Origin of the sequence: Pseudomonas sp. MWU13-2517 (genome assembly GCF_023242545.1) — a bacterium.
In the GTDB taxonomy this organism is placed as follows: domain Bacteria; phylum Pseudomonadota; class Gammaproteobacteria; order Pseudomonadales; family Pseudomonadaceae; genus Aquipseudomonas.
In genome coordinates this window covers 82,767-100,488 of the sequence record NZ_JALMFA010000018.1, presented here as the reverse complement: position 1 = coordinate 100,488, position 17,722 = coordinate 82,767, and the positions used below count along the sequence as shown (strand labels likewise).

18 protein-coding genes and 1 pseudogene are annotated in these 17,722 nt (G+C 61.7%); 3 read left to right on the top strand and 16 right to left on the bottom strand.

What is annotated here, in order from left to right:
• Nucleotides 1-59: 59 nt before the first annotated feature.
• The 4 genes and pseudogenes from M5B97_RS23780 to M5B97_RS23765 all read right to left on the bottom strand — a co-directional run bounded on the left by M5B97_RS23780 (nucleotide 60) and on the right by M5B97_RS23765 (nucleotide 2,133).
• A pseudogene (locus M5B97_RS23780) lies at nucleotides 60-843 on the bottom strand (helix-turn-helix transcriptional regulator).
• An 81-nt stretch (nucleotides 844-924) separates the two neighbouring features.
• Nucleotides 925-1,095, bottom strand: coding sequence for a metallothionein (locus M5B97_RS23775; protein WP_123718046.1), 171 nt, complete (start codon nucleotides 1,093-1,095; stop codon nucleotides 925-927).
• A gap of 89 nt (nucleotides 1,096-1,184) precedes the next feature.
• Entirely contained in the window at nucleotides 1,185-1,640 is a 456-nt protein-coding gene (locus M5B97_RS23770) for a DMT family transporter (RefSeq protein ID WP_123718045.1), read from the bottom strand.
• A 4-nt stretch (nucleotides 1,641-1,644) separates the two neighbouring features.
• A complete protein-coding gene (locus M5B97_RS23765) occupies nucleotides 1,645-2,133 on the bottom strand; it encodes a DMT family transporter (protein WP_248732845.1) in 489 nt (162 codons plus the stop codon).
• A 117-nt stretch (nucleotides 2,134-2,250) separates the two neighbouring features.
• Here M5B97_RS23765 and M5B97_RS23760 point away from each other — a divergent pair, with 117 nt between their 5' ends.
• Entirely contained in the window at nucleotides 2,251-3,219 is a 969-nt protein-coding gene (locus M5B97_RS23760) for a LysR family transcriptional regulator (RefSeq protein ID WP_134659544.1), read from the top strand.
• A 31-nt stretch (nucleotides 3,220-3,250) separates the two neighbouring features.
• On the opposite strand, the gene M5B97_RS23755 is transcribed toward M5B97_RS23760, so the two are convergent.
• Both M5B97_RS23755 and M5B97_RS23750 read right to left on the bottom strand, forming a co-directional pair.
• Entirely contained in the window at nucleotides 3,251-4,570 is a 1,320-nt protein-coding gene (locus M5B97_RS23755; RefSeq protein ID WP_248732844.1) for an Nramp family divalent metal transporter, read from the bottom strand.
• A 42-nt stretch (nucleotides 4,571-4,612) separates the two neighbouring features.
• Nucleotides 4,613-6,166 (bottom strand): DUF726 domain-containing protein, encoded by a 1,554-nt coding sequence (locus M5B97_RS23750; protein WP_248732843.1) that lies wholly within the window; start codon nucleotides 6,164-6,166, stop codon nucleotides 4,613-4,615.
• A gap of 443 nt (nucleotides 6,167-6,609) precedes the next feature.
• On the opposite strand from M5B97_RS23750, the gene M5B97_RS23745 reads away from it, so the two are divergent.
• Together M5B97_RS23745 and M5B97_RS23740 are read left to right on the top strand one after the other, a co-directional pair.
• On the top strand, nucleotides 6,610-8,418 hold the full coding sequence (locus M5B97_RS23745; RefSeq protein WP_134659540.1) for a monovalent cation:proton antiporter-2 (CPA2) family protein: 1,809 nt from the start codon (nucleotides 6,610-6,612) through the stop codon (nucleotides 8,416-8,418).
• Nucleotides 8,419-8,490: 72 nt separating this feature from the next.
• Nucleotides 8,491-9,045: a hypothetical protein gene (locus M5B97_RS23740; protein ID WP_134659538.1), complete on the top strand. Its 555-nt coding sequence runs from the start codon at nucleotides 8,491-8,493 to the stop codon at nucleotides 9,043-9,045.
• A 130-nt stretch (nucleotides 9,046-9,175) separates the two neighbouring features.
• Here the strand turns inward: M5B97_RS23740 and M5B97_RS23735 are convergent, their stop codons facing one another.
• The 10 genes from M5B97_RS23735 to M5B97_RS23690 form a co-directional block, all read right to left on the bottom strand.
• The gene (locus tag M5B97_RS23735; RefSeq protein WP_248732842.1) at nucleotides 9,176-9,895 is read right to left on the bottom strand and encodes an alpha/beta fold hydrolase; all 720 of its coding nucleotides are present in this window, start codon (nucleotides 9,893-9,895) and stop codon (nucleotides 9,176-9,178) included.
• An 8-nt stretch (nucleotides 9,896-9,903) separates the two neighbouring features.
• Complete coding sequence (gene cobF, locus M5B97_RS23730; protein WP_248732841.1) at nucleotides 9,904-10,659, bottom strand: precorrin-6A synthase (deacetylating); 756 nt, start codon at nucleotides 10,657-10,659, stop codon at nucleotides 9,904-9,906.
• A 45-nt stretch (nucleotides 10,660-10,704) separates the two neighbouring features.
• Nucleotides 10,705-11,259: a histidine phosphatase family protein gene (locus tag M5B97_RS23725; RefSeq protein ID WP_248732840.1), complete on the bottom strand. Its 555-nt coding sequence runs from the start codon at nucleotides 11,257-11,259 to the stop codon at nucleotides 10,705-10,707.
• A 484-nt stretch (nucleotides 11,260-11,743) separates the two neighbouring features.
• On the bottom strand, nucleotides 11,744-12,721 hold the full coding sequence (locus M5B97_RS23720; protein WP_248732839.1) for a LysR family transcriptional regulator: 978 nt from the start codon (nucleotides 12,719-12,721) through the stop codon (nucleotides 11,744-11,746).
• Nucleotides 12,722-12,772: 51 nt separating this feature from the next.
• Nucleotides 12,773-13,705: a peptidylprolyl isomerase gene (locus tag M5B97_RS23715; protein WP_248732838.1), complete on the bottom strand. Its 933-nt coding sequence runs from the start codon at nucleotides 13,703-13,705 to the stop codon at nucleotides 12,773-12,775.
• Entirely contained in the window at nucleotides 13,702-14,181 is a 480-nt protein-coding gene (locus M5B97_RS23710; RefSeq protein WP_134661334.1) for a YbjN domain-containing protein, read from the bottom strand. The genes M5B97_RS23715 and M5B97_RS23710 overlap by 4 nt, the downstream gene beginning before the upstream one ends.
• Nucleotides 14,182-14,200: 19 nt before the next feature.
• Nucleotides 14,201-14,827: a DNA repair protein gene (locus M5B97_RS23705; protein WP_134661335.1), complete on the bottom strand. Its 627-nt coding sequence runs from the start codon at nucleotides 14,825-14,827 to the stop codon at nucleotides 14,201-14,203.
• An 18-nt stretch (nucleotides 14,828-14,845) separates the two neighbouring features.
• Nucleotides 14,846-16,546: a putative porin gene (locus M5B97_RS23700; RefSeq protein WP_248732837.1), complete on the bottom strand. Its 1,701-nt coding sequence runs from the start codon at nucleotides 16,544-16,546 to the stop codon at nucleotides 14,846-14,848.
• Nucleotides 16,547-16,578: 32 nt separating this feature from the next.
• Nucleotides 16,579-17,283 carry an energy transducer TonB gene (locus M5B97_RS23695; protein WP_248732836.1) on the bottom strand — a complete coding sequence of 235 codons (705 nt, stop codon included), beginning with the start codon at nucleotides 17,281-17,283 and terminating at the stop codon, nucleotides 16,579-16,581.
• 3 nt (nucleotides 17,284-17,286) lie between these two features.
• Nucleotides 17,287-17,712: a biopolymer transporter ExbD gene (locus tag M5B97_RS23690; RefSeq protein ID WP_134661338.1), complete on the bottom strand. Its 426-nt coding sequence runs from the start codon at nucleotides 17,710-17,712 to the stop codon at nucleotides 17,287-17,289.
• Nucleotides 17,713-17,722: the final 10 nt, after the last annotated feature.

The following is a 17,722-nucleotide window of genomic DNA, read 5'->3' as shown; positions in this document are numbered from 1 at the left end:
CCTGGCTGGTTGATGGGCACAGTGTAGTGAGCCCATCCCGACCGCATCGGCCAAGTACTTCAGGATTTCGGCCAACCCTCAACCGGCATAGTGCGAGGGCGCCACGCCGAGTTCGCGACGGAACATGTCGCTGAAGCTGCTGGGTGAATACCCCAGGGAACGCGCGATGCCGCTGACCGACTGGCCCTGGATCAGCTCGGCCACCGCCGTGGCCAGTTGCACTTGTCGGCGCCACTCGGCAAAGCCCATGCCCAGATGGGTCTGGAACAACCGCGCCAGGGTGCGCACGCTGGCACCCGCCGCCTCGGCGTGTTGCTCAAAGGAGATCTCCAGCGACGGCGCCGCCATCACCGCCTGGCAGGCGTTGATCAGCCGCCGATCAGCTTCCGGCGGCATGGCGATGCGAATCTGCGAACGGCGTGCCCGTTGCAGCTCGAGCAGCGCCAGGCCGACCACGGCATCGTAATACGCCGAATCAGCGTTATCGGCTTGATCGACCAAGCTCAAGATCAACTCGCGCAGCAACCCACCCACTTCAATCACCTGCACCTGACTGTCCAGCGTCGCCGCCAGCGCCGGGCGCAGGTAGATATTGCGCATCTGCAGGTCCGAGACGACGCGGATCCCATGCTCCACACCCGGCGGCAGCCACACCGCACGCTGCGGCGGCACAACCAGGGCTTCACGGGGCGTCTCGACCCACATCACACCACTCATGGCGTAGAGCAACTGGCCCCAGTCGTGGCTGTGGGGCTCCACATACAACCCACGCGGGTAAGTACGCGCCAGGGGTTGCACGGGGACGGCATGATCAGTGAGGTCGGGGGGAGCGGCCAGGGCCATGAGGCACACATCAATCAAGGGTGGACGGCCATGGTAATGACCGCCACCCGATAATCCGAGCGGATTTTCAACCGGAGGTTTTCAAGCGTGCGCCGACTTGGCACATTCGCAGCCCGTCGACGAGGCGCACGGCTCGCCATGGGCATGGTGTTCGGCGCAGCCTTCGCAGCAATAGCCCTTGCCGTCCTTCATCACCGCATTTTTGCCCAGTACGCATTTGCAATGTGGGCAAGCACAGGTTTGGTCAGCCATCGTCAGACTCCTTTTACATGGTCGTCCAGATGCAGCGGATGCCGCACCTTAAACAATGACTACGGGCAAGCGAGCGGGGTTCAGCGCCGTTAGTCGACCCGGCGGCTGTTGCTGCGGTACATAAACACCAGGGCCAGGGCCAGCAGCACCATCGCCAGGATCCGGCTGCCCGACAGCTCGATGGCCGAATTGCCCAGCCAACCGAAATTGTCGATCAGCATGCCCATGCCCAACTGCCCGACGATCACCGCCACTGTCGCCACCGCCGTGCCGACCACCGGCACCGCGCCGACCATCACCATCATGTACACCACGCCGAACAATGCGCCGGTCAGTTGCCATTTCGGCACGTCCAGCAAGCTGACGGCCTGGGCCGGTTCGAAGAAGAAAATCAACAATGCCGTGGTGATTGCGCCGACCGCAAAGGTCAGCAAGCTGCTGCGCAATACGCCCACCGACTGCCCCAGGCGCCCGTTGATAGCCGCCTGCACACTCAGCACCGCACCTGCGGCGACCACCAGTACCAACAATAAAATCAGATGCATCGCCCTACCCTCGTGCAATCAAAACCAATGCCGCCACAATCAACCCCAGCGCAATCCAGCGTTCAACATTGACCCGTTTGCGCGCCGTGCCGAACCAGCCGAAATGATCGATCAACACGCTCTTGCCGACCTGGCCCGACAAAATCGCGATCATGGTCATGGCAACACCGATGTGGGGCGTGGCAAGCGTCAACACCACCACATACATAGGCCCCAGAAACCCGCCGATCAGTTGCCAACGCGGCAGCTCGGTGAGTGCCGGGCCCTTTTGTGGGCCACTGAACAACAGCAGCAAAAACAGGATCGCCGCGCCCACACCGAAAATGCTCAAGGTCGCCCATAAATGGCCCACTTGAGTCCCCAGCGGCCCCAATAGACCGGCCTCCACCGACAAGCCCATGCCCGCCAGAATGACCAACGGCAACAACAGCAACCGCCCTGGATTTTTTTTCGGCCTGGCCTGCGCCATCGCCGCAGTAGAACTGGCTTGCATACATCACCCGCGCTTCGGAAAAGGAAATATGGCGCGCATTATCCGGTGGCCGTCCTGTGCGATAAATGGGAGCATGCTGACAACACCTTTGCGCAATACGCATAGATAGGGAACACAATGCAGGGTTTGAATGAACTGAGTTTCAAGGCGTTGCGCCTGTTTGTCGCGGTGCTCGACCACGGCAGTTTTTCCGAAGTGGCGCGCCGCGAAAGCCTGGCGCCCTCCTCTATTTCCCGGCAGATCCAGTTGATGGAACAGGCCCTCGGCCAACAACTGCTCTACCGCCATACCCGTGCGGTCAGCCCTACCGAGGCCGGGCGCCTGCTCGGGCGGCACGCACGCGTGATGCTCAAGCAACTGGAAGCCGCCGGCCAGGCCCTGCAGGAACAGGACCGTGAGCCCAGTGGCCTGGTGCGCATCAACGCGCCGATGGTATTCGGCCAGCGCCACCTTGCTCCGTGGCTCGGCGAGCTGTGCCGGCGCTACCCGAAGTTGCAACTGGATATCCAGCAAACCGACACTTACGTCGACCCGCTGCAAGACGGTACCGACCTGCTGTTTCGCATCGGCGTACTCAACGACTCCAGCATGCAGGCGCGCATCTTCGCGCCCCAACGCTTTCGCATTGCCGCCAGCCCCGCTTACCTGGCCCGCCATGGTACGCCGAGCCACCCCGATGAACTGGTCAACCACCAATGCCTGGCCTATAAGGGCGTCACTGGCCAGCAACGCTGGTTCTTTCGTCGTGATCAGGGCGATTGGACGCCCTACAGCGTCAAAGGCCCCATCACCGGCAACCATGCCGACACCCTCACCCATGCCGCCGAACAAGGCCTGGGGCTGGTGGTGTTTCCGTCCTGGTTGATTGGCGAGAGCTTGCGGGCCGGCACGTTGCAGGCCGTGCTCAGCGAATACGACGTGGCGACGACCCTGGAGCCGCAGCAGATTGCCGCGCTATGGCCCGGCAGCCGCCGGCTGTCGCTGAAGGTGCGGACGGTGGTGGATTACTTTGTGGAGTGTTTTGGAAGGGTGCCGTATTGGGACAGGGAAATGCCGATAAACGCCGGCCAGGAAGGCTCGATATAGACCCTCCTGCGGTGAACCGTGCACATCGACTTCAGAACAACCACTGCCCGATCAACCACGCATTCGCCCCACTGATCAGCGCAAACAGGAACCACGCCAATACCCGCGTGGGCAGGCGATTGACGAATGGCCCCATCAATTGCTTGTCATCGGTCATGCGGATCAGCGGGTACAACGCGAATGGCAACTGCAAGCTGAGCACAACCTGGCTGAGGATCAACAGCTTGCCGATGGCGTCGTCGCCCATCAGCCACACCCCGAGGAACGCCGGGATCAGCGCCAGCCCCCGCGTGATCAGCCGCCGCTGCCAGCACGGAATGCGCAGGTTCAGGTAACCCTCCATGATCACCTGCCCGGCAATGGTGCCGGTGAAGGTGGAGCTTTGCCCCGAGGCCAGCAAGGCGATGCCGAACAGGATACTGGCGAAAGCGCCACCGACCAGTGGATCAAGCAAGTGGTAGGCGTCCTGGATTTCGACCACCTCGGTATGGCCGGTCTTGTAGAACGCAGCCGCCGCCAGCACCAGGATCGCGGCATTCACCAGTAACGCCAGGGCCAGGGAGCCGATGGTGTCGATACACGCCAGCTTGACCGCGTCCTGTTTGCTGGCGAGGTCCTTGCCGATCAGCCGGGTTTGCACGACGGACGTGTGCAAGTACAGGTTATGGGGCATCACCGTAGCGCCCAGGATGCCGATGGCCAGGTACAGCGGCGCTGCTTCGCTGATGGCCGACAACGACGGGGTGAAGCCACCGAGCACATCCGGCCAGTAGGGTTTGATCAGCATCAGCTCGATAAAGAAGCACACGCCGATGGTCGCCACCAACGCCAGCATGATCGCCTCCAGGCGGCGGAACCCCCGGTTTTGCAGAGCCAGGACCAATAACGTGTCGAAGGCGGTGATGACGATACCCGTGGTCAGCGACACGCCAAGCAACAGGTGAAACGCCAGGGCGCAGCCAAGCACTTCGGCAAGGTCGGTAGCGATGATCGAAATCTCCGCCAGCACCCACTGGGTGCGTGCAGAGCGACGGCTGTAGCGTTCGCGGCACAACTGCGCCAGATCCTTGCCGGTGGCGATGCCCAACCGCGAACACAGGCACTGCACCGCCATGCCCGCCAGGCTCGCCAACAGGACGACAAACAACAGGCTGTAGCCGTAGCGCGAACCGGCCTCGATGGCCGTCGCCCAGTTGCCCGGGTCCATATAACCGATGGAGATCAGCAGGCCGGGACCGGCGAACATCAACATCCGCTTGAAGAACGACGCCTTGGGATCGACGGCAACGGAGCCGGCCACTTCCGGAGGGCAGAACGGGGCAGTAGCGATTTTCGGCAGGCTGAATTTCACGCGGTATCCCAGGCAAACAACACAAGACAGGCGTGCAGCTTATCAGTCGGATGCAACCGTGCGCATCACCGTTTCCCGGGGCAAGTCAAACGCTTCGACCACCTGCACCACCAGGTCCATTTCCTGGTTCAGCGCCTCACGCTCCATGCGCTGGCGAATCCCGCCGATCACCAGCACCGCCAAGGTGGTGATCGAGTAAGCCGGGCCGGAAAACGCGCGCACCCCGCCCACCAGCAACATCGCCGCCGCCAGCGCCTGGCCCACCACCGGAATGGCGGAGGTTGCGCCACGTCGCAGGATAAACCCGGTAAGCCCCGCCAGCGCGGTGCCGCTCAAGGCGGTGGTCGCCGAACGGCCCAGGTCGAAGCGGGTGAATACACCCTGCTCCTTTTTGGCTGCGGCCTTGAGTTCGGCGTCGAAAGCCTGTCGGTCGGCGCTGTTCAGTTTGTCTTTGTATTGCTCAATCAGTGCTTGTGCGACCTTTGCCTCGATGTCTGCCAGCGCGACGGATTCAACCCGCTCATCGAACTTGATCCCCAGACGCTGCGCCACATCCTCGGCAATCTGTCGGTAACTCACCCCATGGCCACGGGCCAGGTTCATAAAGCTGTCACCGCCCATGCGTTGCAACTCGATGGCCAGTTTCAGCGGTTCGCGCACATCAGCATCGATTGAGGCGCTGCGCTTTTGCGCCATCAACTCAGCAAGAAATTTCAGCTCGTCCGGTCGCGCCTGCACCAATGCAGGGAACAGCGCCACGTCCTCCTCGGCAAAACGCACTTCAGCGTTACGCAGGTCGGCGCGGATCAGGCCGCGCCGCTCTTGCAACAGGTCGGTGTACTGCACCACCGTCTTCAATTGCGGCCAATAGGCGGCATGATCGAACGTCGGCAGATGCACATTGGCGACCTTGGCCTTCAACGCCGGTGTGACCTCAATGGCATAGCGACCAATGCAGCGCTCGGCATCCGGTTTTATAGCCAGTGCCCAGTCCTTGCTGGAGTAACAGTTGATCACCCGTCCCTTGAACGGCACCGACACGTCTTCCCACGGGCTGGACGTACAGATCGCCCCGCCCATCAGCAGCAGGTTATTCAACGGCAACTCACGGGCCACCTGCGGGCTGGCCAATACACTCTTGACCAGGATGCGCGCGCCGAGCGAGTGGCCGATCAGATTGATACGCCGCACCGGCAGCGATTCAGCGCGCAGGTAGCTGGCCAACTCCGGCAACAACGTCCTGGCCACTTCATCGACACGCGCTTCGACACTTTTGTAATGATCGAGAAAATAGGCGATCGCCTTGCCCACCCCCACCGTTGCAGCTCCCACACCGCCACCGCCAAGCACCGAGGTGAGCACGTCCTTGAACGGCGCGAACAGGTTTTCCAGAAAATGCCCCGCCGGCCAGAACAGCATCAGGTTGGTCGAGCCTTCGATGCTCGCCAGTTGCTCCTTGAAGCTACCCAATTGCTGGCGGTTGAAGAACGCCGAATAACCGTGGACATAGAGATTGAGCACATCCCCCTGGGGCTCGCCGCACAGCACGAACGTGGGCTTGCGGGTGCGGTGCATTTCATCCCACTGGTGTTGCATGGGCCGGTGACTCCTAGTGACGATGGGCGGCGATAGTAACAAAGCATGGCGTTGATAAAGGTGAATCCTGACCGGCGTGAGCCGTCGCGGCCTTGCCACGGATATCTCTCTCAAGCGCAGCGACGTTCAATTCCGCCAGGTGGCTGCCTATAATTTCGCCGCATAAGTACAAGTTTCCGAACGTAAAAAAGCGCTCTAATAGCGCTAATGCCAGTCAGTTAAGGGTGAACGCTGTATGTGTGGCGAGGGAGCTTGCTCCCGTTGGGCCGCGAAGCGGCCCCAGCTTTGGGCTTGAAAAGACTGGGCCTGCTACGCAGTCCAACGGGAGCAAGCTCCCTCGCCACAGGCAAGCTCCCGCGCCACAGGTTACTCGTTGTCCGCTCTATGGCTTAGCTGACCGGCATTAGCCCTGTAGATTTGTTTTATTGATCCTGGAGTTCTCCATGCCCCATGAAGGCAACCTGTTACAAGCAGCCGTGGTGTTCCTGCTCGCCGCCGTGCTGACCGTGCCTTTGGCCAAGCGTCTGCAACTGGGCGCGGTGCTGGGCTATCTGTTCGCCGGCGTGATCATCGGTCCGTCGGTGTTGGGCCTGGTAGGCAACCCGCAAAGCGTGGCGCAGTTCTCGGAACTGGGCGTGGTGCTGCTGCTGTTCATCATCGGCCTGGAACTGTCGCCCAAGCGCTTGTGGGTGATGCGCAAAGCGGTGTTCGGCGTCGGCCTGGCCCAAGTGTTGCTCACCGGTCTGGTGATGGGCGTGGTGGCACTGTGGCTATTTGGCCAGACATTGAACAGCGCGATCGTATTGGGCCTGGGCCTGGCACTGTCCTCCACCGCCTTTGGCCTGCAAAGCCTGGCCGAACGCAAGGAACTCAACCAACCCCACGGGCGCCTGGCCTTTGCGATTCTGCTGTTCCAGGATATTGCCGCCATCCCGCTGATCGCCCTGGTGCCGTTGCTGGCCGGTAGCGACCACCCGACCACCGAAGCCCAGGGCGTGCAACATATGCTGCAAGTCCTCGGCAGCATCGCCGTGGTGATCATCGGCGGGCGTTACCTGTTGCGGCCGGTGTTTCGCATCGTGGCCAAGACCGGCCTGCGCGAAGTGTCCACCGCCACCGCTTTGCTGGTGGTGATCGGCACCGCCTGGCTGATGGAACTGGTCGGCGTGTCCATGGCTCTCGGCGCATTCCTCGCCGGGTTGCTGCTGGCGGATTCGGAATACCGTCACGAACTGGAATCCCAGATCGAGCCGTTCAAGGGGCTGCTACTGGGACTGTTTTTCATCAGCGTGGGCATGGGCGCCAACCTCAGCCTGTTGCTCAGTTCACCGCTGGTGGTCATCGGGCTGACGCTGCTGTTGATCGGCTTGAAATTGCCGCTGCTGTACGCCGTCGGGCGGTTGGTGGGCGATCTCAACCGCGAAAGCGCCCTGCGCCTGGGCGTGGTGCTGGCGGCGGGCGGTGAGTTTGCCTTCGTGGTGTTCAAGATCGGCCGCGATCAGGGCCTGTTCGAACCGCACCTGTACGATGTGCTGGTGCTGACCATCACCCTGTCGATGGCCGTGACACCGCTGCTGCTGTTGGTATGCCCCAAGCTGTTCAAACCCAAGGTCAAACCGGTGGAAGTGCCGGAGGAATACCGCGCCATCGAAAGCGACGCGCCGCGAGTGGTGATTGCCGGCATGGGCCGCATGGGCCAGATCGTCGCGCGTATCCTGCGGGCGCAGAACATTTCGTTCATTGCCCTGGACACTTCGGTGGAAACCATCGAACTGACCCGCAGCTTCGGCGGCATGCCGGTGTTCTACGGTGACCCGCAGCGCCCGGAAATCCTCCACGCGGCCAAGGTCGATCAGGCCGAGTACTTCGTGATCGCCATGGACGACCCGGAGATCAACATCAAGACCGCCGAACTGGTGCGCAATCTATACCCGCACATGAAGATCATCGCCCGTGCGCGTAACCGCCAGCACGTGCACCGCTTGGTCGACCTGGACGCCTCGCCGGTGCGCGAGACCTTTTATTCCAGCCTGGAAATGAGCCGCCGGACCTTGGTGGGCCTCGGTTTGAGCCAGGCCCAGGCCGACGCCCGCATCACCCGCTTCAAAAACCACGACCTGCAATTACTCGCCGCCCAACATGCGGTCTACGACGACGCAGCCAAGGTGATGCAAACCGCCCAGGAAGCGCGCGCAGAACTGGCGCGACTGTTTGAGATGGATCGGCTTGAGGAAGAGTCCGATAAGGTGTAGGGCTGTTGATGAACGATATTGCGAATTTTCTGACAGAATACGCCGCAATTTCGTTCATCACTGGAGCGCTTCATGGCCACTTTCATCAAGACCGCCGCCCTGCTGGCCCTCGCGCTTACCGCCGGCAGCGTATGGGCTGCCGGCAAACCGAACACGCAAACCATCTCGACCTTGGGCGGCAAATTCACCTTCAGCCTGCCCAAGGCCTACACCGCCGATGCGCTGCCTTCCGGCAAGGCAGAGGATGGCACCGCCGATACCCAGGGCACGTTGTACGCCAACGCAACCACGAAAAGTGTAGTGATCGTCGCCGAAACCGTGCGCAATGATGGAGCAACGATCAAGGATAACGACCCGCAATTCCTCGATGGCGCCGTGGCCGACTTCGTCAAGAGCCAGAGCGCGGCCCTGCCCGACTTCAAGAAGCAGAACGAGAGAAAACTGACGTTCAAGGGCCTGGGCCTGCGTCAAGTGGACAGCACCGCGACCCAAGGCGGCGGCAAGACTCTGAACTCCACCTTTTTGGGCGGCTCAGGCAGCCATTTGCTGGTGATCCAGGCGATTTCCCGGGCGGATGACGCAAAGGGCCACGCCGAACTGGTCAAGCAGATCACCGGCGGCAAATAACCCGATCGCTCATCAATGAAGAGCCAATGTGCGAGGGGGCCTGCGCCCGATTGCGCTGTATCAATCGCCTATTCCGGGGCTGATACACCGCAATCGGGCGCAGGCCCCCTCGTACATTCTGGGCGTGCGTTTATCTCAGGCTTTTCTCCAGCCAGGCTTTAAGGTCCTGCACTTCCGCCTCGCTCACGGTATGCGGCATGCCCATATACCCGTGAAACTCCGGCTTCAAACCCAACCCCAGCAACACCTCATTTGCCCGCGTGGCCGAGGTGTACGCCAGCGCCTGATCCAACGTGCCATGGCCAATGAAGATGGCCAACTTATCCAATGCCGCATCCGGTTTCAGCTCGGCCTTGAGCACCGGCAACACGCTGCCGCTCAACGCCGCGATCCCACGCACCAATGCAGGCTTTCGCAAGCCCACCTCGTAGGACATGATCGCGCCCTGGCTGAACCCAACCAGGAACACCCGGTCACTTTGAGTGTGATATTTGGCAGTCGCCCGGGTCACGAAGTCTTCGATCAGCTTGGCGCTGCGTTGCAGATCAGCCGTCTCGCCATCGTACTCGCCATCACCGGGTTTCCTGGCAAACCAGCGATAACCACTGGGATCCACCGGCATCGGCGCACGCACCGACAGGTACGTCCAGGTGGATGGCAGCGCATCCTTGATGCCGAACAGGTCTTCCTCGTTACTGCCGAAACCATGTAGGAAAATCACCAACGGCTGGTTGCGCGCCTCACCCTGGGTCTGTTCCAGGTAGGACAGCGGCAAGTCGGTGTGCAAGGTGGAATCGGCCTGAGCAGCGCCGGCCAGCAAAACCAAGGTCAAGGCGAAGAATTTGAACATGGGTAACCTCAAGGTTTGCGCAGCAGATAGGTGTCCATGATCCAGCCATTGGCCAGGCGCGCGGCCTTGCGCACCCGCTCGATGTCTTCAGCCACCTCCGCCACTTTGCCGCTGATGAGGATTTCATCCGGCGTGCCGAGGTAGGCGCCCCAGTAAATATCCAGGTCCTGATCGGCCACAGTGCGGTAGGAGTCTTCGGCGTCGAGCATCACCACCAGGGTGTCGGCATCACTCGCCTGCCCTGCCGCCAAACGCCGCCCGGTGGTGATCTCGATGGAACGGCCGATACGGTTCAGGGGCACTTTGTGCCGGGCCGCCAGGGCCTGCACACTGGTAATGCCGGGGATCACTTCGAATTCAAACGTACAGCGGCCACTGGCAAGGATCGCCTGCAGGATCCGAATGGTGCTGTCGTACAGCGCAGGGTCGCCCCACGCCAGGAACGCGCCCACCTCGCCGTCGGCCATTTCCTCATTGATCATGCGTTCAAAGGTCGCCTGCTTGTCGCGGTTCAGGTCCTGCACGGCGGTGGTGTAGTCGACGTCACCGCGCACGCGCTCAGGGCAGTCGGCCTCGACAAAACGGTAGCCCGGGTCGGTGATGTAGGTCTGGCAGATTTCACGCCGCAGGTCGATCAACTTGTCTTTGCTTTGGCCCTTGTCCATCAGGAAAAACACATCGGTACGGTTGAGCGCCTTCACGGCCTGCATCGTGATGTAGTCGGGGTTGCCGGCGCCAATGCCGATGATCAGGATGGTTTTCATGGGGTGCTCTCAGTGCGGGGCGTGGATTTTGCCATGTTCGCGGGGTCAGGCGTGAGTTTCCAGGCGCAGGCGCCATACGGTGTTGAAGCGCAGCTCAGTGGCGGACAGCGGCTCCACGTCGATCCGGTAGAACATCGAAAGCGGTAGCTGCATGACGTACAACAGGGCGGCGCGGATCACAAACGGATGGGTGACAGCCACCACATGGCCGGGTTGGGGTTCGAGGGATTTCATCCAACGCCCCACTCGCGTACAAATCTGCTCCACTGACTCGCCGCCGTGAGGCGCGCTGTGGCTGTCGGTCGTCCATTCCAGCAGCAGCTCGCTATCGAGCTGGCCGATGTCCTGTCCTCTCCAACAGCCTACGTCACCATCGCGCAAGGCGTGTTCGATTTGCGGGTCAGCGCCGAAAAAGCCGGCAGTCTGCCGGGTTCTAGCCTCCGGCCCGCATAACAAGCATATTTTCTTCGGGTAGCGGCCGCTCAGGGATTGCGCTGCAGCTTGCCAATCCATTGCGACAGATTCGTCATCGGGGAACCTCCCCTGCTTTTGAAAGGGCGTCAGGGCATGGCAGATCAGTGTCAGACGGGTGGCCTGCATCGTAAAGGGCTTCAACTCGGAGGATCAGGCGGTCAAGACTGGCGCAGTTATGTCTATTGCGCAACGCTGGGCGGCTTTGGGGGGCAGCGCTGGATATGGGTGTGGGTGTGGTGTGGGTGTGGGGGTATATCCGTTATTTGGGCCACGGCCGCTGATGGTTCCGCTCTTACAGCGGGTCACTTTTGGTGGGACCCAAAAGTAACCAAAAGGTCCTTGCCCCACCACTCGGTGCCTCGCCTGGGCTCGGCATGCCCTCACTCCGGCTTGAATCCGTGGGCCGCCGTCATGGGCCATCCTTGGCCCAGGACGGCTAACCCGGCGTCCTGCCGGGTTACCCACGGATTCAAGCCTGCGTTCGGCCAGCGTGGTTTTATGGGGCGCCTAAGATCAAGATCAAAAGCCAGATCAAGAGCAGATCAGGAGCAGATCAGGAGCAGATCAGGAGCAGATCAGGAGCAGATCGGTATCTAACTGATGGAACCGGTCAATCAAACCACTCTCGCCGCCCCTCAAATGTTCCTTCAATCAGCGCCATGATCATCTGCACGGCTTCAGCATCCTGGGCTTGCGCATTCACCGCCAACCACACCTGGCGCTGCATACGCTCGGCCACCAATCCCGGCAGCCCCACCAGGCCCCGGTCAAAACTTCCCATGTAGTGCGGCAACAGCCCAATGCACGCGCCACAACGGATCATCTCCAGCATCAACGAATAGGCCTGCACCTGCACCACGGAGGCCTGGCGTTCTTCAATCACCCTGTTCCAGGGCTGCAAGGCGTCGACCTGCGTGTCCGGTTGCCACTGCACCAGCATGTAGTCATCCAGATCTTCCACGCTGTCCGGGCGCGTCGTCAGCCGTGAATAGCGCTTGGCGATATGCGGCAAGTACTGCAAAACCGCCAGGCGCCGAGGGGCTTCGGTCGCAAAGCTTGGGCCGGGCACGGGGCCGTCGGCGTCCGACAGCCACACCACCACATCTGCATTCACCGACTGCAGGGCCAATGGGCTGTCGATGGAAATAATCTGCAGACGCACGCTGGCGTTACGGCGCAACAAGGCGATCAGGTCGCGACCGAGAATGTCATGCAGGATCGGCTCGGCCACGGCCAGGCGGATCAGTGGTTGCTCGACTACCGGCACGCGCCGCGCGTGGGCCAGGTCTATCAACCGCGCCTGCAGGAGCAGGCCGTCACGGCTGAGCACCAAGCCGTTGCCCTGATAGCTGAACAAGGCATGCCGCACGTGTTCTTCCAGCTGCATCAGGCGCTTGCGCAACAGCGTCACCTTGATGTTCAAACTGCGTGCCGCCTGCATGAAACAGCCGCAACGCGCGCTCACCAGGAAGTAACGCGCCACCTCCGGTTCAATCTCATCGGCCAGTGCCAGCCAGGCACTGCGCGGCTCGTTCGACGTGCGATAAGCGGCGGCCCCCTGGGGGCCGGAAGGTTCCAGATATGCCATGGGTGACTCCCTGTCTCGTAGGTCTATGCATCCAATGCGTGCTATCGCGGGTTACTCCAGCACCTTATTCAACTCGGCGCCGTCGATGCTCAAGGTGGCGGTATTGAGCATACCTTCCAGGTAGGCCTTGGCGATCTGCTCCTGACGCTGGGCGCGCAAGGCTTGGGTAAGGCGCTCGCGCAGTTCATCCAGGGTCGCGGTGCGCGCCGGTTCCTGGGCGGTAAGCTTGAGCACATGGAAGCCCGCCGCACTCTGCACCGCATCCGATACCGCGCCAACCTTGAGGCGCGAGACCGCACCACGCACCTCGGGCACCAGTTGCTGCAAGGGTTGCAACCCAGAATCACCGCCCTGTTGCGCAGTGCCCGGGTCTTGGGAAAACTGCGTGGCCAAGGCAGCAAATTCACCCGGAGCGGCCTGGGCCTTGCGACTCAGCTCCTGAGCCTGGCGGCGCACGCCGTCAACGCTCTGCGGGTCATTCACGGCAAGGAAAATCTGGCTGACCCGGTACAACGGCGGCGTCAACCACTGAGCCTTGCCATTGTCATAGGCCTGTTGCAATTCAGCCGCACTGGGGTAATCGGCCGGCACCTGGCTGACCGAGAGCATGTAGTCACGAAACACGATCTGCTCGGTGGCGGCGCGGGTCTGCTGCTCCACTTCCGGGCGTTGGCGCCAGCCTTGGGCGTCGGCCTGTTCGAGCACCGCTTTTTGCGTCAGGCGCGAACGAATCCAGGTTTCCAGCGCGCCACGGTTGCCGCGCAGTTGCTCGCGGGTTTCGGCGGGCAGGCTGGCCAATACGCGTTGCAGTTCAGGCAGGTCGATCTGCTGATTGCCCAGGCGCGCTACCGCAGGTCCCGTGTGCTCTGACTTCAGCGGTTGCTGCGCGGCGACCGGGTCAGTGCCCGGTCGCAGGCTCAAGCCTACCGCCACGACCACCAAGGTCAGCGCACCCGCGCCGACGAGCAGGGTTGGCTTCTTCACAGGACAGGCGCCTCCTCGTCCATCGGTACCGCAGCAGCCTGAGCTTGCAATTGCGCCGATTGCTGGCTGTAGTCGCGCAGGTACACGATAAACTCCTGCAGCAGCCGGTCCCACAATTCCAACTGGCTGCGCAGATGCGTGACACCGACACCGGCCACCACCACATCCATTTCCATCAGCAGAAACTCACCCTGCAACGACAGCCGCGCAAATCGCCGCGAGGCGTTCCACACCTGGGCCAAACCTTGCGGCAACTCACCCTGCACGCGCAGCGCGCAGCTGTAAGTGAAGTCCATGTAGTTGCCCTGCTCTGCCGCCGGGTTGCCGAAACGCACGGCGAAGCCGATGCCCTGGCTGGCGCTGAGCAGTTGCACGATGCCGTTCTGCTCGCTCTGGTTAACGCGGTAGCCGGCTTCCTGCAGCAGCTCGGTCAGGCTTTGCGGGGTGACGCTGGAGATCAGTCGAACATCGCTCATAGTGTCTCTTCCTTGTTGATCATGGATTAAGCGCGGTGTGCGGAGCATCAAACCGATTGAGGTACAGGTCATCGCCAAAACCCTGTGCGAGTTCCTCGAACTTCACCCGTGCGCCACTGGCAAAGGGTTGGCGAATGCTCATCACCTCGGCCACATCGATTTTTTCGTAGGCGGCCAGGATCTGCCGGGCCACGCCGTACATTTGTTGATTCTTGGCTGAACATTGCTGCACTTGTGTGTCACGTTCCGTCAATTGCGCCTGCAAGCGGGCACGTTCGGTCTCTTTGCCTTTGGCCAGGACCAGCAGGTCGTCATATGCCTTCTTGAACTTGCCGATCTGTTCATTGCTTGCAGCCACCTGGGCTTGGGCCTGGCTGTGCAGGCTCTGCTGCTGGCCGGCCAGTTGCTCGGCCACACCGCGGGCCTTTTCCAGTTCGGCAGTCAATTGCTTGATCTGCGCTTGCGCTTGCTTGGCCTGGGCCTCGGCGGCCAGCCGTGCGGCACTGGCCTGGGCCTGCTCGCTTTGCAGCGCCTGCAACTGCTGGGTGGTGCTGCGCAATTGCGTCCGCAGGCGCTCCTCCATGCCCTCGGCCGAAGCGCCCGTGGCAACCAGCAGCAGCAACAGCCCGCCTATTCGCATGTTCATGTGGCATCCCCCTGCGCATCAGAAGCGCGTGTTGAGTTCCAGTTGCATCACATCGATATCGAACGGTGCGCCATACACTTCGGAGCCACTCAGCCAACGGGCACTGGCGTAGATGTTCTTGTCGATGCCGTAGTTGCCGCCAATGAAGTAGCCCTTGGCGTTGGTCCCGCCGAGATGGAACGAGGAGTCGTTGAAGCCGTCGGGCAAGGCATCCGGCTGGATGTACTTGTAGCCGGCCAACACGTTCCAGTCGCCACGCTTGCGCATCTCCAGGGCGTTACCCAGGGTGAACTGCACCATTGCCGCGTTGCCGCCACTTTCAAACTGGCCGTTGCTGTTGATGTTGTTGACGATCTGGCCTTCGCTGCGCTTGAGCATCTCGCCCTTGTCGTACGCCAGGTTGTGGATGTAGTTGCCTTGCGTGCGCAGCTTGAAGTCGCTGGGCAGCTCGGTGTCCCAGGCTAGGTTCAGGTCCAGCACATCGAACTTGGACGCCAGGCCCACGAACTGCGGTTGTGGGGTCAGGCCAGGGGTGGCCGGGTTGGGCACGATGTCACGCAGCAGAAAGACGCTGTTGCCCTTTTGCATGAAGGCCAGGCGCGAGCCGTCGCTGTCACACGCCGGTTGTCCGGCCCAGGGCGAACATGGGCTGGAGCGTTTACCCTCGATATCATCGAAGTGGTAGTAGGCCACCGCACCCTTCAGGTTGTTGCCGCGGTTGATCTTCCAGTTGGCACCCACCTGGCCGCCGAACAGCCACTTGGTGTCGCTGTCTTCCTTGTCGAAACCGTTGCTGCTGGCGGCGTCTGAGGTATATTCCACCGGAAACGCACCCAGGGTGCCGAACACGCCCCATTCGTTATTCAGCGCATGGTTGAAGTTGGCGGCGATGCCGTCGAAGTTCAGGTCCGGGGAATACAGAATGTCGGTGGAATAAAACGGGTTGGCGAAGCGTCCGGCGGTCAGCGTCAGGTCCGGGCTGGCCTTCCAGCTCATGTAGCCCTGGTCGAGCCAGATGTCCTTCTTGCCGAAGCCGCCGCCCAAGGTCTGGGTAGTCGACACCGGGTTGTTGTCGGAGCCGGTGCCGATACGAATGCCGGCGGTCCATTCCGGCGAGATCACCGCCTTCATGCCCAGGCGGGCGCGCAGGCGGAACAGGTTCTGCCGGTCTTTGGTGGTATTGAGCAACGGCGGCAGCTTGGTGTTGGTGTCTTTGTTGACATCGTACGGGCCGCTCTCGTTGAGCTTGGCGTAGTCGACGATTTCGTTGCTGTTGTTGCCCGAGAAGTAGCGCGACTCGTCTCGCAGACGGATATCGCCATCGAACGTGATGCGCGACACCCAGTCCGGGAAGGTATTGGGCTGTGCCCAGTTTTCCTGTTTGGCAGTGGCCATGACTTCAGCCTTGACCTGATCACGAATCTGGTCGCGCACCGCCTGCGGCACGTACTGCACCCGGACATCCCCAGGGGCCGCCGCAGGGCCGCTGGCGACCACCGGGGCAGCGTTGGCCTGGCGCGCCTGCTGGGCCTGCTGTTCGGCCTGGGCGATCAAGCCATTTGCCGCGTCCTGGGTCAGCACACCTTGCTGCACCAGCAGGCGGATCAAATTGATCGTGACGTTTTCCGAGGGTGCAACCGGTGCTGCCGACGCCTGGCTGACCAGGGTGGCGATGACCATGCCGACCGCCAGGGTCAGTCGATTCACGGGGGAAATCATGTGTACGCAACTCCTGTCAAAAATAGGGTTTATCAATCCGGGCGTCGGCCCTTGAGCGACAGCCGCACCGGCATGGTCACGGCCGCCGGAACGCGTTGTGTTGCATGGGGCATACGCAAGGCGGCAAGCACTTGTGCATCGGTCTCGGCGTCGCCGCTGGACTTCACCAGCTCAGCCCGCGTCACCTGGCCCACGGCGCTGAGCCACAAATCGGCCTGCACCGCATAAGCCTTCTTGCGTAGCTCCGGGTCTTCCCTCAACAGGCGCTGAAACACCCCTGCCAAGTACTGTTTGTAAGTGCCGGTACCCAAGCCACCACCGCCGGAACCGGCCATGCCGCCACCCTTGCCCGCACCGATGTTGAAACCGTCGTTGCCGGACTGCGCATCGCCGTCGATCTGCATCGGGTTGGCCAGGTCATCGGCCGGTGACGGCGGTGCTTCCTCCGCCGGCTTGACCTCTTCCGGTTCGGGGGTGGGCACCGGCTCCGGGATTTTTTCTTCGACCTGGGGTTCGGGTTCCTTGGGTTTTTCCGGCGGCGGAGGCGGTGGTGGCGGCAGCGGGATAATGGTCGGCACCTTGGGCGCCTCACGGCGCACGCCGCTCATGTCATTGGCCCACTGCCATAAAAACCACGCCGCTACGGCCCCCAGCAGCAAGCCGAGGCCCCACTTCAATGGGCGCAGCGCCGGCTTGTTCTTCACGGGCACGGGCGGCATCGGGATCTGTGCGGTCATGGCTCAGCCCTGGCTCGGTTTGCCGGTGACCAGCCCGACCTGGGACAGCTCCAGCCGACGCAACAGATCGAGCACCTCGATCACCTTCTGGTACTGCACCAACGCATCACCGCGCACAATCACCGGGAAATCCGGGCTCTGCGCCTTCTCGATACGCAAACGGTCTTCCAGCTCAGCCAGGGTTACCGGGTAGGCATCGAGGAACACCTGGCCGCCATCGTTCACCGAGATGGCCTTGGTCTTGGCTGCGGACAGCGACACCGAGGCACTGGCCTTGGGCAGATGAATCTGGATGCCCGAGACCTGGGCGGTAGCGGTGAGGATGAACATCACCAAAACCACCATCAGCACGTCCACCAGAGGTGTGATGTTGATCGTGTCGACGGCGGCATCATCGTCATCGTCGTGGGAGGCATTTACGCTAGCCATGGCGATTCTC